This is a genomic window from Paraburkholderia sp. RL17-381-BIF-C, assembly GCF_046026435.1.
Taxonomy (GTDB): domain Bacteria; phylum Pseudomonadota; class Gammaproteobacteria; order Burkholderiales; family Burkholderiaceae; genus Paraburkholderia.
In genome coordinates this window covers 33,101-47,947 of sequence record NZ_JARESX010000053.1, presented here as the reverse complement: position 1 = coordinate 47,947, position 14,847 = coordinate 33,101, and the positions used below count along the sequence as shown (strand labels likewise).

General features: G+C 63.6%; 11 protein-coding genes. 7 read left to right on the top strand and 4 right to left on the bottom strand.

The features are described from left to right. Positions 1-41: 41 nt before the first annotated feature. Genes P0D70_RS26530 through P0D70_RS26520 form a run of 3 tightly spaced genes read right to left on the bottom strand, consistent with a single transcriptional unit; the run spans position 42 to position 2,975 of the window. Positions 42-1,085 carry a Gfo/Idh/MocA family oxidoreductase gene (locus tag P0D70_RS26530; RefSeq protein ID WP_408186644.1) on the bottom strand — a complete coding sequence of 348 codons (1,044 nt, stop codon included), beginning with the start codon at positions 1,083-1,085 and terminating at the stop codon, positions 42-44. Continuing rightward, on the bottom strand, positions 1,085-2,101 hold the full coding sequence (iolG, locus tag P0D70_RS26525) for an inositol 2-dehydrogenase (protein WP_408186643.1): 1,017 nt from the start codon (positions 2,099-2,101) through the stop codon (positions 1,085-1,087). The genes P0D70_RS26530 and iolG overlap by 1 nt, the downstream gene beginning before the upstream one ends. Further along, entirely contained in the window at positions 2,094-2,975 is an 882-nt protein-coding gene (locus tag P0D70_RS26520; protein ID WP_007181073.1) for a MurR/RpiR family transcriptional regulator, read from the bottom strand. Before P0D70_RS26520 ends, iolG begins: the two co-directional genes overlap by 8 nt. A 276-nt stretch (positions 2,976-3,251) precedes the next feature. Between P0D70_RS26520 and P0D70_RS26515 the strand changes: the two genes are divergently transcribed. The 7 genes from P0D70_RS26515 to iolB all read left to right on the top strand — a co-directional run bounded on the left by P0D70_RS26515 (position 3,252) and on the right by iolB (position 12,259). Continuing rightward, on the top strand, positions 3,252-4,298 hold the full coding sequence (locus P0D70_RS26515; protein ID WP_091792652.1) for a sugar ABC transporter substrate-binding protein: 1,047 nt from the start codon (positions 3,252-3,254) through the stop codon (positions 4,296-4,298). 145 nt (positions 4,299-4,443) lie between these two features. Continuing rightward, complete coding sequence (locus tag P0D70_RS26510) at positions 4,444-5,598, top strand: ABC transporter permease (RefSeq protein WP_408186642.1); 1,155 nt, start codon at positions 4,444-4,446, stop codon at positions 5,596-5,598. Positions 5,599-5,611: 13 nt separating this feature from the next. Then, positions 5,612-6,448 (top strand): ATP-binding cassette domain-containing protein, encoded by an 837-nt coding sequence (locus P0D70_RS26505; protein WP_408186641.1) that lies wholly within the window; start codon positions 5,612-5,614, stop codon positions 6,446-6,448. A gap of 64 nt (positions 6,449-6,512) precedes the next feature. Then, positions 6,513-8,555 (top strand): bifunctional 5-dehydro-2-deoxygluconokinase/5-dehydro-2-deoxyphosphogluconate aldolase, encoded by a 2,043-nt coding sequence (locus tag P0D70_RS26500; RefSeq protein WP_408186640.1) that lies wholly within the window; start codon positions 6,513-6,515, stop codon positions 8,553-8,555. Then, positions 8,552-10,525: a 3D-(3,5/4)-trihydroxycyclohexane-1,2-dione acylhydrolase (decyclizing) gene (iolD, locus tag P0D70_RS26495; protein WP_408186639.1), complete on the top strand. Its 1,974-nt coding sequence runs from the start codon at positions 8,552-8,554 to the stop codon at positions 10,523-10,525. The genes P0D70_RS26500 and iolD overlap by 4 nt, the downstream gene beginning before the upstream one ends. A 10-nt stretch (positions 10,526-10,535) precedes the next feature. Next, positions 10,536-11,462 (top strand): myo-inosose-2 dehydratase, encoded by a 927-nt coding sequence (iolE, locus tag P0D70_RS26490; protein WP_408186638.1) that lies wholly within the window; start codon positions 10,536-10,538, stop codon positions 11,460-11,462. Continuing rightward, on the top strand, positions 11,459-12,259 hold the full coding sequence (gene iolB / locus P0D70_RS26485) for a 5-deoxy-glucuronate isomerase (RefSeq protein ID WP_408186637.1): 801 nt from the start codon (positions 11,459-11,461) through the stop codon (positions 12,257-12,259). The genes iolE and iolB overlap by 4 nt, the downstream gene beginning before the upstream one ends. Positions 12,260-12,337: 78 nt before the next feature. Here iolB and P0D70_RS26480 read toward each other — a convergent pair whose 3' ends face one another. Continuing rightward, complete coding sequence (locus P0D70_RS26480; protein ID WP_408186636.1) at positions 12,338-14,728, bottom strand: hypothetical protein; 2,391 nt, start codon at positions 14,726-14,728, stop codon at positions 12,338-12,340. Positions 14,729-14,847: the final 119 nt, after the last annotated feature.

The window sequence follows — 14,847 nt, the reverse complement described above, 5'->3', positions numbered from 1 at the left end:
CACCACCAACAAATCAAGGAAAGGCCAAAACCCCAAAAACCCTACAACCCAACCGCCTCCCCGCTCAACAACGACTCCCTCAACGCCACCCCAATCCGCGTAGCCTCCAAAGCATCGGCAAGCGAAGCCCCGGCCTGCGCAGCCGCAGAACCAGCCCCACCCCGCACGGCAGCGACAAACGCCCGCGCCTCCAACAAAAACGCATCCTCGAACCGATCAAAAAAATTCGCCGTACATTCGTTCCGGATCCCGGTGGCGTCATAAATCTCGACGCGATTCGCACGCGGATTATGGCCAATAGCCAGCGCCCCATCAGTACCAATCACTTCGCTATGCGTATCATTTCCGTGCGCCTGCGTCCGTGACGCATAAAACATGGCCAGCTTGCCGTCTTCGAACTCGCAGATCGCCACACCGTTATCGACATCGCCGAACTCACGCAGCCCTTCGTGCATCGCGGCAACACCTGCCGCAAACACACGTTTGGCCCGTGGCCGACCCAATAACCACCGCGCCACATCGATATCGTGCACGGTGCAATCGAGAAAGATGCCGCCAGACGTCGCCGCAAAGCGCACAAAAAAACCGTCGCTATCGTTCTTATCGGCAGTCTGCGAGCGCACCAGAAACGGCCGGCCGATCTTGCCCGCTTCGATCTTCTCGAACGCGTCCTTATAGCTCGGATCGAAGCGCCGCATGAAGCCGATCGTCGCCTGCAAATGCGGATAGCGCGCCGACTCGGCCAGCACCCGCTCGCACTCCGCCAGATCCAGCGACAAAGGCTTCTCGCAAAACACATGTTTGCCCGCACGCAACGCATCGACGATCTGCTGCGCGTGCAACGAAGACGGCGTGACCAACCAGACCGCATCCACCTCCCGATCGGCGAGCAACTCCGCGTAATCGTCGTACAGCCGCGGCGCGGGCAACGCTTCACGCGCCCACGCGCGCTCCTCTTCCACAGGACTACAAGCCGCCACGACCGCCGCGCCCGGCACGCGATACGCCAGATTTTCCGCATGCCGCTTGCCGAGACGCCCGAGTCCGACCACGCCTACCCGAAGCCGTGCCGCGGCCGCCGTCATCACAACGCCTCGCCCAGTTTGACCACGCGGCCCTCGCGCCACGAACGGCTCGCGGCCTCGGCGAGTTCAAGCGCTTTCAGGCCGTCCGCCACCGTGGTGCGCACCGGCTTGCCGTGCGTCACGGCATCGAAGAAATGCGCGATTTCATGCGCGTAAGCGGAACGATAACGTTCAAGGAAAAACGCCTCGGGCACATCGCTCGACACCTCGGTTTTCGAGTACGCCGTCACTTCCGTGGGCCGCACGTTGCCCGCCTGCAGCATGCCGGCGCTGCCCAGCACCTCGAAGCGCTGGTCATAGCCGTACGCGGCGCGGCGCGCGGTGTTGATCTGGCACAGGCGGCCGCGCTTCGTGCGGATCGTCACAGCGGTCGAATCGATATCGCCCGCATCGGCGATCGCCGGGTCGCTCAGACAACTGCCGGTGGCATGCAGCGTGTCGGCCTCGTCGTCGAGAATCCAGCGAAAAATGTCGAAGTCGTGAATCAGCATGTCCTTGAAGATGCCGCCCGAATGCCGGATGTACTCGACCGGCGGCGCACCCGGATCGCGGCTCGTCACCACCAGCATTTCCGGCGTGCCGATTTCGCCGGCGTCCAGACGTGCCTTCAGCGCCGAGAAGGTCGGGTCGAAGCGGCGCTGAAAACCGATCATGCATACCACGCCCGCGCGCTCGACCGCGTCCGCGCAAGCCTGCGCGCGCGCCAGCGTCAGATCGACCGGCTTCTCGCAGAACACATGCTTCTTCTGCGCCGCGGATTGCATGATCAGATCCGCATGCGTGTCCGTGCTCGAACAGATCACGGTCGCGCCAACGGACGCATCACCCATCGCGCCGTCGATATCCGCGACCTGCGCGCCGTGCTCGGCGGCGAGCGCGGCGGCCGCCTCGCGATTCACGTCGACCACGTACTTGAGCCGCACGCCCGGCTGCCGCGCGAGATTCGCCGCATGAATCTTGCCGATGCGCCCCGCGCCGAATATGGCCACGTCGATCGTCTTTGCCCCATCAGTCATCGTATCCTCCGGTGTCTTTGGATTCTTCAACATTCAATTCGAGCTTGTACGCAAGCGCGATGAACAACGCCTGGCACAAGCAGATCGTGCTGGTCAGCGAGCGGAACGCGAACGCGCTGCCCTCTTTTACATACAATTGCGTGGTGGCGTAACGTGCGAGCGGAGATAGTTGGCTATCCGTAATAACGAGCGTCTTGGCCTGGTGATGATGCGCAACACGCAAGCAATACTGCGTTTCCTTTCCATAGGGCGCGAAGCTGATCGCAATCACCACGTCGCCCTTTTTCACGCTGCGAATCTGTTCGCGGTACATGCCGCCGAAACCGGACACCAGATGCACGCGCTTGGGCGTGTGCTGCAACGCATAAACGATATAGCTCGCCACCGGAAACGAACGCCGCACGCCGATCACGTAAATGTTGTCGGCCTGCTGCAGCATCTTCACCGCGGCGTCGAACTGCTTGTCGTCGAGCCCTGCTTCGAGTTCTTCGAGACCGCCGCGCGAGGCCGCGATGAATTCACGCGCCACTGAACCGCCGGACAGCGCGCCCGGCTTTTCGTCGATCAGCTTGCGAATCCGCTGCTGATAACTCGGCGACGAACTGCCCTGTCCGGTGTAAGCCTGCCGAAATACCGCCTGCAGATCAGAGAATCCGGAAAAGCCGAAGCGCTGCGCAAAACGCACCACGGCCGACGGATGCACGCCGCAACTCGCGGCGATGTCGCTGGTGCGATCCACCATCACGCTCGAACGGTGCTGCTCGATATAGGTCGCGACATTCTTCAACTGACGCGGCAATGCATCGTAGTTTTCCGCGATGCGCTGCATCAATTCTTCGACACTTGGCAATTCCTCGGTGCTCTCTTCCGCCATGGCTCTCTCTCGGGTGCTTTATTGCAGTGCGGCAGCGGCTCGTCACGCCCGCCACACGGCCTCCTGACGCTGCCGATTATAGGCAGCCGCCGAAGCAAATGGAACGTATTTTCCATTTTTATTTGTAATGAAATTTTCATTGCAACGCCTCGGAAGATGGCCTAATCTTGGTCGTGAGCGATGGTGCTTTGGTGGACACACCCGGGCCGTATGCGGATGAAAAGCCGCCCGCCAGACGCTCCCTTCAAAAACGACATACCGAGAAAGGTGGAGACAATGAGACTTTGCAAGGGCAAGGCTACGCTCAGGATTCTGGTGACGGCATTGACGTTGGCGACGGGATTCGGCGCGGCCTCGGCCGCCCGCGCGGCTGACGCACACTTCGTGCTGATCAGCCACGCGCCGGATTCGGATTCGTGGTGGAACACCATCAAGAACGCCATCAAACAGGCCGACGAGGACTTCAACGTCGAGACCGACTATCGCAATCCGCCGAACGGCGACATTGCCGATATGGCGCGTCTGGTCGAGCAGGCCGCCGCGCGCAACTACGACGGCGTGATCGTCACCATCGCCGACTTCGACGTGCTGAAGAGCTCGATCAACAAAGTCACCGCGAAGAAGATTCCGCTCGTCACGATCAATTCCGGCACGGAGGAACAGAGCGCGCAACTCGGCGCGATCATGCACGTGGGCCAGCCCGAATACGTGGCCGGCAAAGCCGCCGGTGAGAAAGCCAAGGCAGCAGGCGTGAAGTCGTTCCTGTGCGTGAATCACCTCGCCACCAACACCGTGTCGTTCGACCGTTGCCGCGGTTTTGCCGAGGCGATCGGCGTCGATTACAAGTCGTCCACCATCGACTCCGGCCAGGACCCGACCGAAATTCAATCGAAGGTCAGCGCGTATCTGCGTAATCACCCGAACACCGGTGCAATCCTGACGCTCGGACCGACCCCGGCTTCGGCCACACTGAAAGCGGTCACGCAAATGGGTCTGGCGGGCAAGATCTACTTCTGCACGTTCGACTTCTCCGACGACATCGCCAAAGCGATCCAGAACGGCACGATCCAGTTCGCGATCGACCAGCAGCCGTACCTGCAAGGTTATATCCCCGTGGCCGTGCTGGCGATCGTGAAGAAAGAGCACACCACCGATCCCGCGAAGATCCGCAAGATTCTCGAGGCGAATCCGAAGTTCAAGGAACGGCTTGCCACCTACGGTCTCGCGCCGTCCTACGGCCCGAAGAATATCCGTTCGGGCCCGGGCTTCATCACCAAGGAAAACCTCGACAAGGTCATCAAGTACGCAGGGCAGTACCGCTGATTCTTTTCTCTAGTTAGTCACGCGCACGGCGGGCACCGTTTCGATACCGGACGGGCCGCCCGCCGCCACCGCGCATTTCACCGGCTGTCGTTCTCGCAATTCATCCCCGCGCGAGGCAGGCACAACCGGGTTCCAAGGAGACATCATGGGTGTAGCCGGCAAACACTTCCCACCGCACGTCAAGACGACTACTGAGGCAGCCCCGCCGCTGCCCGATTCGGATGAACGGCTGCGCAAGGAATCCAGGTTCGGCCATGTGCTGAACCGCCCCGAATTCGCCGCGATTTCCGGCGCGGTACTGGTGTTTCTCGTTTTCGCGCTGACGGCCGGCAACTCCGGCATGTTCAATCTCGACGGCGTGATGAACTGGTCGCAGGTGTCCGCGTATCTGGGCATTCTCGCCGTGGGCGCGTGTCTGTTGATGATCGCCGGCGAGTTCGATCTGTCGATCGGTTCGATGATCGGTTTCGCCGGCATGATGGTCGCGATTCCGTCTGTCTATTTTCACTGGCCGATTTCCCTCGCCATTCTGTTCGCGTTTGCCGGTTCCATGCTGCTCGGCGCGCTGAACGGCTATCTGGTCATGCGTACGCGCCTGCCCTCGTTCATCGTCACGCTCGCGTTCCTGTTTATCTTGCGCGGCCTCACGCTCGCGCTGTCGATCATGTTCGCGGACCGCACCATCGTCTCCGGCGTCGGCGATCTCGCGCAACAGGATTGGCTTGCGAACACGCTGTTTCACGGCGTCGCGCTGAACGGTCTCTTCACGATGCTCGCGCATCACGGCATCGGCACGCTGCTCGATAACGGCCACGCGCTCGTGCCGGGCATTCCGAAGGTGATTCTGTGGTGGCTCGGACTCGCCGCGGTCTGCGCGTTCGTGCTGGCGAAAACACGCGCCGGCAACTGGATTCTCGCGGTAGGCGGCGACGCCAACGCCGCCAAGAACGTCGGCGTGCCGGTGCGTCGCGTGAAGATTTCGCTGTTCGTGTTGACCGCGTTCTGCTCGTGCCTGTTCGCGGTGCTGCAGGTGTGCGATATCGGCTCGGCTGCCGCCGACCGGGGCTTGCAGAAGGAGTTCGAAGCGATCATCGCCGCGGTGATCGGCGGCACGTTGCTGACGGGCGGCTACGGATCGGTGGTCGGCGCGTGTTTCGGCGCGTTGATCTTTGGCGTGGTGCAGATCGGCATTACCTACACGAACGTCAGTTCCGACTGGTTCCGCGTGTTCCTCGGCGTGATGCTGCTGATCGCCGTGCTGTTCAATCACTATGTGCGCCGCCGCGTCTCGCAGGCGTAACGAGGAGACGACCATGTCCGATACGAATACCGTAGCGAATGCCGTGGGCAGCGCGAGCGCTCGCGAGGACGACGTGATCCTCGCGCTCGAAAACGTCAACAAATACTTTGGCAAGGTGATCGCGCTGAGCGGCGTGACCTTGCGTCTGCGACGCGGCGAAGTGCATTGCCTGCTCGGCGACAACGGCGCGGGCAAGTCGACACTGATCAAGACGCTCGCCGGCGTGCATCAGCCCTCTTCCGGCCAGTATCTGGTGGATGGCAAACCGGTGTTGTTCGAGTCGCCGAAAGACGCGCTCGACCTGGGCATCGCCACCGTCTATCAGGATCTGGCGCTGGTGCCGCTACTCTCCGTCGCACGCAACTTCTTCATGGGACGCGAGCCGCAAAAGAAACTGTTCGGCTTCCTGAGCGTAATGGACCTGGAAACGAGCGCCACCACCGCGCGCGACAAGCTCGCGGAAATGGGCATCAACGTGCGCGACCCGCATCAGCCGATCGGCACCATGTCCGGCGGAGAGAAACAGTGTCTGGCCATCGCGCGGGCGATTCACTTCGGCGCACGCGTGCTGATTCTCGACGAACCGACTGCCGCGCTCGGCGTGAAGCAGAGCTTCAATGTGCTGAAGCTGATCCACAAGGCGCGCGCGAAAGGCATCTCCGTGATCTTCATCACGCACAACGTGCATCACGCGTATCCGATCGGCGATTCGTTCACGGTGCTCAATCGCGGCAAATCGCTCGGCACGTTCACCAAGGAAACCATCAGCAAGGACGAAGTGCTCGACATGATGGCCGGCGGCGCCGAGATGCAGAAGATGATCGGCGAACTCGAAGGCGCGACGATCTGATTCATTCGCGCGAGGAACCGGCGCCGCTGCGCCGGCCACCGCGCTCAGCTATTCAGGAAACTTCATGGATCATTCCAGCACATCCAGCGCAAACACGTCCGCCCCGGCGACGGCGGCCAGCCGCTTCGCGCCGGGCCGCAGCCGCGACATCGTCTGCCTCGGGCGCCTCGCCGTCGATCTGTACGCGCAGCAGGTCGGCGCGCGGCTCGAAGACGTGTCGAGCTTCGCGAAGTATCTCGGCGGATCGTCGGCGAATATCGCGTTCGGTTGCGCGCGCCTCGGTCTCGCGTCAGCGATGCTGGCACGCGTCGGCAACGATCATATGGGCCGCTTTCTCACGGAGACGCTTACCAAAGAGGGCTGCGACGTCAGCCACGTGCGTATCGACCAGGAGCGCCTGACCGCCCTCGTGCTGCTCGGCCTGAAAGACCGCGACACGTTCCCGCTGATTTTCTACCGCGAGAACTGCGCGGATATGGCAGTGGATGAAGCGGATTTCGACGAGGCTTTCATCGCGTCGTCGAAAGCGCTGCTGATTACCGGCACGCACTTTTCCGCCGAGCAGGTGAACCGCACGAGCCGCCGCGCGCTGGATTACGCACGCCGCAACCAGGTGCGCACCGTGCTCGATATCGACTACCGTCCGGTCTTGTGGGGTCTCACCGGCAAAGCCGACGGTGAAACGCGTTTCGTCGCGAGCGAAGGCGTCACCGCGCATTTGCAGCGCATTCTGCCGCTGTTCGATCTGGTGATCGGCACCGAGGAAGAATTCCGTATTGCCGGCGGCAAGACCGAACTGGTCGACGCACTCGCGATGGTGCGCGCCGTCACGCCGGCCACGCTGGTGCTCAAGCGCGGACCGCTGGGCTGTCAGATTATCGACGGCGCGGTGCCGGCCTCGCTCGACGACGTGCCGATTCAAGGCGGCGTGGAAGTCGAAGTGCTGAACGTGCTCGGCGCCGGCGACGCGTTCGCTTCGGGCTTTCTCTCCGGCTGGTTGCGCGATCAACCGCTCGAAGCGTGCGCACGCGCCGCGAACGCGAGCGGCGCGCTGGTCGTGTCACGTCACGGCTGCGCACCGGCCATGCCGACGCCCGCCGAACTCGACTACTTCCTGCGCGAAGCCAAAGCCGATCCGCAGCGCATGCGCCGCCCGGATCGCGACGCGCGCCTCGCACGACTGCATCGCGTCTCGCCGGCCCGCAAGCAATGGGACGAAGTGCTCGGCTTCGCCTTCGACCACCGCAACCAGTTCTTCGAACTCGCGCAGCAAACCGGCGCCGACGACGCGCGCATTGCGCAACTGAAAGGCCTGTTCGTGGAAGCCGTCGCGCAAACCGAGCGCGCGCTGGGTTTGCAAAACCGCATCGGCGTGCTGATCGACGACCGCTACGGCCAGGACGCGCTGAACGCGGCCACCGGCCGCGGCTGGTGGATCGGCCGGCCGGTGGAACTGCCGGGCTCGGTGCCGCTCGTGTTCGATCATGGCCGTTCGATCGGCACCACGCTGATCCCTTGGCCGCAGGAACATATCGTCAAATGCCTCGTGCAGTTTCATCCCGACGAACCCATCGAGCAGCGCCTCGAACAGGAAGCCCAATTGCGCGCGCTCTACGACGCGACGCAGGCAAGCGGCCATGAACTGCTGCTCGAAGTGATCCCGCCGAAGCACGCGCATTTGCCGCAAGCGCCGGACACCGTGTATCGCGCATTGAAGCGCCTGTATAACATCGGCATCTATCCCGAGTGGTGGAAGCTCGAACCGATGGACGCCGCGCAATGGCGCAACGTCGACGCGCTGATCGCCGAGCGTGATCCGTATTGCCGCGGCGTGGTCCTGCTCGGTTTGTCGGCGGCCGTCGAACAGTTGAACGAGGGTTTTCGCGCGGCGGCGCAATCGGCGACATGCCGCGGCTTCACGGTCGGGCGCACGATCTTCCACGAACCGAGCCATGCATGGCTGGCCGGAGAAATCAGCGACGACGAATTGATCGCGCGCGTGCGCCGCACCTTCGAAACGTTGATCGCTTCGTGGCGCGCAGCACGTGGCGCGAGCGCCACGCAACCGGGCGCGACCCACCACGTCCATCAGGAGCAGGCCGCATGAATCAGCGCGTAATGCATCACGACGCGGCGTCCGCCAACGACGCCAGCCTTGCTCGCACGGGCTCGGGCGGCACGGTGCGCCTGACGGCCGCGCAGGCGCTGGTCCGCTATCTCGCCGCGCAACGCGTCGCGACCGAGGACGGCCACGGTACCGATCCGCTGTTCGGCGGCGTGTTCGCCATCTTTGGCCACGGCAACGTGGCGGGGATCGGCGAAGCGCTGTATCAGCACCGCGACGAATTACCGACTCTGCGCGCCCATAACGAACAGGCGATGGCGCACAGCGCGATCGCCTATGCGAAGGCGCATTTCCGCCGCCGCATGATGGCCGTCACGACGTCGATCGGACCGGGCGCCACCAACCTCGTGACCGCGGCGGCGCTGGCCCACGTGAACCGTTTGCCGGTGCTGCTGTTGCCCGGCGACATCTTCGTCTCGCGCGCACCCGATCCTGTATTGCAGCAGCTCGAAGACTTCCACGACGGCGGCGTCTCCGCCAACGACGCGCTCAAGCCGGTGTCGCGCTACTTCGACCGCATCGTGCATCCGGCGCAATTGCTCAATGCGCTGCCGCGCGCCGTGCGCGTACTGACGGACGCCGCCTTGTGCGGACCGGTCACGCTCGCGTTGCCGCAAGACGTGCAGGCGCAGGCATGGGATTTCCCCGTCGACTTCTTCAAGCCGCACATCGTCACGTTTCATTCGCCCGCGCCGCGCATCGACGAAATCGAGGCCGCCTTCGCGCGTCTGCGGCAGGCCAAGCGGCCGTTGATCGTCGCGGGCGGCGGTGTGCTCTACGGCCGCGCCTCCGATGCACTGCATCGTTTCGCCACCGCGCACGGCGTTCCGGTCGCGGAAACGCAGGCCGGCAAAGGGTCGCTTGCCTGGAACGATCCGTTGAACGCGGGCGCGCTGGGCGTGACGGGCTCGCCCGCCGCGAACGCGCTCGCGCACGACGCCGATTGCGTGCTGGCGATCGGCACGCGCTTGCAGGACTTCACGACCGGCTCGAACACCTTGTTCACGCAAGCCGATGTGATTGCCATCAACGTCAATGCTTTCGACGGCCTCAAGCATCGCGCGCTGGTGGTCGAAGCCGACGCGCGGCTTGCGCTCGATGCACTCGCCGAACCCCTGCAAGGCTGGCACGCCGATCGCACCTGGACCGCGCGCGCACACAAACTCGCGGCGGGCTGGCGCGATACGGTGAGCACGCTCACCCATGCGCCGCAACGCGACAGCGTGCTGCCTTATGAGGGCGATGTAATCGGCGCGATACAGCGTTCGAGCGCAAGCTCGCCGGCGAACGATATCGTCGTCTGCGCGGCCGGCACCCTGCCCGCCGAATTGCATAAACTGTGGCGCGCCGGCAAACCGGGCTCGTATCACGTCGAGTACGGCTATTCGTGCATGGGCTACGAGATCGCCGGCGGACTCGGCGTCAAGCTCGCACGGCCCGCGCGTGAAGTGATCGTGATGGTCGGCGACGGCAGCTATCTGATGATGAACAGCGAGATCGCGACCTCCGTGATGATCGGCGCGAAGCTGATCGTCGTGGTGCTCGACAATCGCGGCTATGGTTGCATCAACCGCTTGCAGCAGGCGTGCGGCGGCGCGCCGTTCAACAACCTGCTCGAAGACTGCAAGCAGGGCCCGCTCGGCCCACCCAAGATCGATTTCGCCGCCCATGCGCGCGCCCTGGGCGCGCAGGCCGAACACGCGGCGAACGTCGCCGAACTCGAAGCTGCGTTGCAACGCGCGCGCGTGGCCGATCGCACCTATGTCATCAGCATCGATACCGACGCTGCCCGCACCACGGACGACGGCGGCTGGTGGTGGGAAGTGGCCGTGCCGGAAGTCTCGGCGCGCCCCGCGGTACGCGACGCCCGTGCGAAATACGAAACCCAACTCGCGGCACGCGCCGAACCGTCCAGCTCCGCGCCAAACGCCGGCCCCACCGACAACGAATGAGGACGCCCGCATGACTGCTTTCGACGTACGTATCGGCATCAATCCGCTCTCGTGGATGAACGACGATCTGCCTTCGCTCGGCGGCGAGACGCCGCTCGAGGTGGCGCTGACGGAAGGCCGCCAGATCGGCTATCAAGGCTTCGAACTGGGCAACAAGTTTCCGCGCGAGCCGCAGGCGCTGAAGACGCTGCTCGCGCAATACGATCTCGCGCTGGTCTCGGGCTGGTATTCCGGACGTCTCGCTCGGCAAAGCGTAGCGGAGGAAATCGCCGCCGTCGGCCCGCATCTGGAGTTGCTCGCGCAAAACGGCGCGACCGCGATGGTGTACGGCGAGGTCGCCGATTCGATTCAGGGCGCGCCGCAGCCGCTTTATCAACGGCCGCGTTTTTTCAGCGACGCGCAATGGGCCGCTTATGCGGAGCGTGTCGACGAATTCGCGCGCTATACACTAAGCCGCGGCGTGCGGCTCGCGTACCATCATCACATGGGCGCTTATGTCGAGACGCCTGCCGATGTCGATCAGTTGATGGCGCGCACCAGTGACGCCGTCGGCCTGCTGTTCGACGCGGGACACATCACGTTTGCCGGAGGCGATCCCCTCGCCGTGCTCGACAAACATATCGCACGGGTCTGCCACGTGCATTGCAAGGACGTGCGCCCCGCCGTGATGAAACTCGCGCGCAATCGCAACTGGAGTTTTCTGGACGCGGTGATCGCCGGCGCCTTCACGGTGCCTGGCGACGGCGCGGTGAATTTCCCGGCGATCATCGAGCGATTGAAGCGGCACGGTTACCGCGGCTGGCTGGTGGTCGAAGCCGAACAGGACCCTGTCGTGGCGCCTTCGTTCGAGTATGCGCAGAAGGGCTACAAGACGTTGCGCGCATTGGTGGATGCACCGCTCGACGCCGCGAACAAGACCGGGCAGGAGGCAGCATGAGTCTGTTGGTGAAGGCGCAGCGCGAAGGCCAAACGATCGCGCGAGTGACACCGGAGTCGGCCTGCTGGCGATATGTAGGTTTTGCCGCTTACCGCCTCGGCACGAACGAAGTGGTGCACGTGCACGAGTCAACGCGCGAAGTGTGCATTGTCGTGCTCACCGGCACAGTGGACATCGAAACCGCGGAGACGACCTGGCGTTCCCTCGGCTCGCGTGACAGCGTGTTCGAGGACGCCGCGCCTTATGCGGTGTATCTGCCGCCGAACGTGCGGGCGACGGTTCGCGCTTGCCGCGATGCCGAGATCGGCGTGGCGAGCGCGCCTGCCGAAGGCAAGTATCCCGCGAGGTTGATCGAGCCCGCTTCGATGAAGCGCTCGACACGCGGCAAGGGCCTGAATACGCGATATGTCTGCGATATTCTTCCGCAGACCGAGCCCGCCGAATCACTGTTGGTGGTGGAAGTCAGAACGCCTGGCGGACATGCTTCGAGCTACCCGCCGCATAAGCACGATACCGACAACGTGCCGCACGAGAGTTCGCTCGAAGAGACTTACTATCACCGGCTCGATCCGCCGCAAGGGTTTGCGTTCCAGCGCGTGTACACCGACATGCGCGATATCGACGAGTCGATGGCGGTGGAGGATCACGACGTCGTCATGGTGCCGCGCGGCTATCACCCCGTGGTCGTGCCGTATGGCTATGACTCGTATTATCTGAACGTCATGGCAGGCGGCAAACGGACCTGGCATTTCCGCAATGACCCGGCGCACGAGTGGATCATCAATAAGGACGCTTGAACTTGCGGCCTGCGCGGCGCATCAAGACGGCATCGCGCAGGCTTCAACCAATTTCAAACGGGCTCCAGTTGAGCCACGCTACTTCCTGACGGCCAGATCGACATCCAGGCCGCCATCCTCGCCCATCCTCACGGTTCCCTTCGACACGTCCTTGCGATAAGCGTACAGATCGAACTTCATGACGCCGGGGTTCGAACTGTCCTCGATGAACGTGCGCGTATTCGTCACCAGCGAATTGAACATCTTCACGTCGCCGGACTCGATCCAGACGAAGCTCTTGCCCGCGCCCGCAGGCGGCCTTGCCGCCGCGACGTTGCTATCGCGCTTGAACTTCAGCACGAGGCCTTCATCCGTAACCGTCGCGCTGGCGAGACGCCCTTGCAGGACCGGCGGCGGAAACACCGTGTACTGATCGAACACCAGCTCGTTACCCTTGAGCGCCACACCCTTGCGCGTGAACGGCGTGAGTGAGGCGAGCGGAATATCCAGCGCGCGCAGCAAGCCGGCCTGCGGCACGCCCAGCACCTTCACCGAAGTCGGTTCGTACACCAGGTGCCGCTCGTCTTTGGCGACGATCGTGCCGCTCATCGTGGTCGGCAGCCAGACTCCAGGAAAGTGATTCCACAACTTGATGCCACCTGTCACTTCGAGTTTGCCGTCCACGGGTTTCAGCTGCAGGTCGTTGAGCGAACGCGGCTCGTAGTCGAGCAGATAGTCGTTGAAGAGCGCCGCCATGGCGGGCCACGGCTCCACGACCTCGCCGCCGATAATGCGGATATCGTACTGATCGGGATCGTCCAGATCGACCGGTTGTCCCGGCTTTTTCGGCACCATCTGCGCGTCCAGCGAACGCACATGAAAACCGATGCGCCCCGCCACGTAGAAGTCGACGTTCTCGACGTGAATCAGCGGCGCGGGGCCCGGCGAATGGCGCTCATCGCTGAACGCCGAACCCGGCGTCGCCATGCGCTGCCCGGAAAACGCCGCGCGTGTGCCGACCGGAATCGCGCGCGCCACCGCGGCGGTTTGCACGGTCTGCGGCACGCGTTGCCACACGAGCCGCGCCTGCGCGAGCGCTGCCTGCTGGGCGCGAATGAAGCTGTCGTTATAACGCGCGCTCGCGCTGCCGGTTTGCGTCGGCGAGTCCTTGTCTTTGTCCGCGCTGGCTAGCGTCGTATACGACGGCAGATGCACGTCCAGCGCGCCCGCTTCGTCGAAGGTGAAAAAACCGGCCGCCATCTGCTCGCGATAGTGATACAGATCCAGCACGAACGGTGCTTTGTTGTCGATCGGCGTGAGCGCCATGTCGATGTTCATCGGCATCGAGCGCATGAATTTGACGTCGCCGCCCTGCACCAGCATGCCGCGCGCGGGCATCGTCGCGGGCCAGACGATGTTGGGCACGCTCCGGTCGTCGAGCGTGAAGCGCACGCCCGCCGCGCTCGTCTCGATCTGCGTGATCGTCATATGCAGCGCGGGCGGCGGCGTCAGTTTGGCCACCTGCATCACGACGTCGTCGCCGTCTAGACGCGCGATCGGCGTGTCCACTTTCAGCAGGTCGGCCATCTTCACGTGGGCGGCCTGCATCAGCTTGTCGGCGCCCACGCCAGCCACTTCGACATGATCGGCGTGAAACACGAGTTCCGCGGTGTTGCGCATCGACAGCGATCCGCTCAGCACGATCGGCACCCATGTCTCGCGATGCATCTCGCCGGTAATGCGCAAGTTGCCGCCTTCTTGCGGAACGACGCGCATATTGCGCAGCGGCGAGCCCTGATACTGGAACAGATAGCGATTGAAGATCGCGGTGAGCTTGGCGCTGTCCAGCGTGACATGGCCGCGGTGGACGTTGATCGTGACGCTGGTCGGATCGTCGAATACGATCGGCTGGCCGGCGCGCGCCGGGCTTAGCGTCGCCGCCATGTCGTGAATCATGAAGCCGATGTCGCCCGTCACGCGGAAGTCCACGTCGCGCGCGAACATCAGCGAACCGTCGATGCCGGAATCGCGCAGCGTCAGCGGGCGGCTGCGCTTTTCGGTCAGGCCGCTCGCCGATGGCACGCGCGCCGCGACGCTTTGTTCCGCGGCTAGCTGTTTGGCTTTGGCCAGTTCGAGTGTGGGACGACGTGTAGAGGCGCCAGGTTGAGTGGCGAGCGCGGGATCCGTGGCGGCGGCGTTGGAATTGGCGTTGGCGTTGGAATTGCCGTTGCCGTTTCCACGGCTGTCACTCGTGCTGACGTTGTTGCTCGCCACATCAACTGCCTTGTTCGCGGGATTTGCCGGTGCGGACGCCGCGTCGCCCATCGTCGAACTGGCATCGGCGCAGGCGGACATCAGCAACGCCGCCGTCAACAGCGCGGCGCCTGCGCTGATCGGCGAGCGCCAGGCGCGCTTGGGGCTTGCCTCGTGCGAAGCCGGCATCGGCGCATGATTCGCCGACACCTCATCCAACGCGCGTCTGTATCTCATGATGTCTCCTCCTGGAGCCGCGACGCGTCTTTCGCGCGCCGGGCACGGCATGGTGAGTCGCGCATACGCAGGCTTTAAACAGCAAGCCGCCGTCGCGCGTCTTTTACCCGATTGTCTTT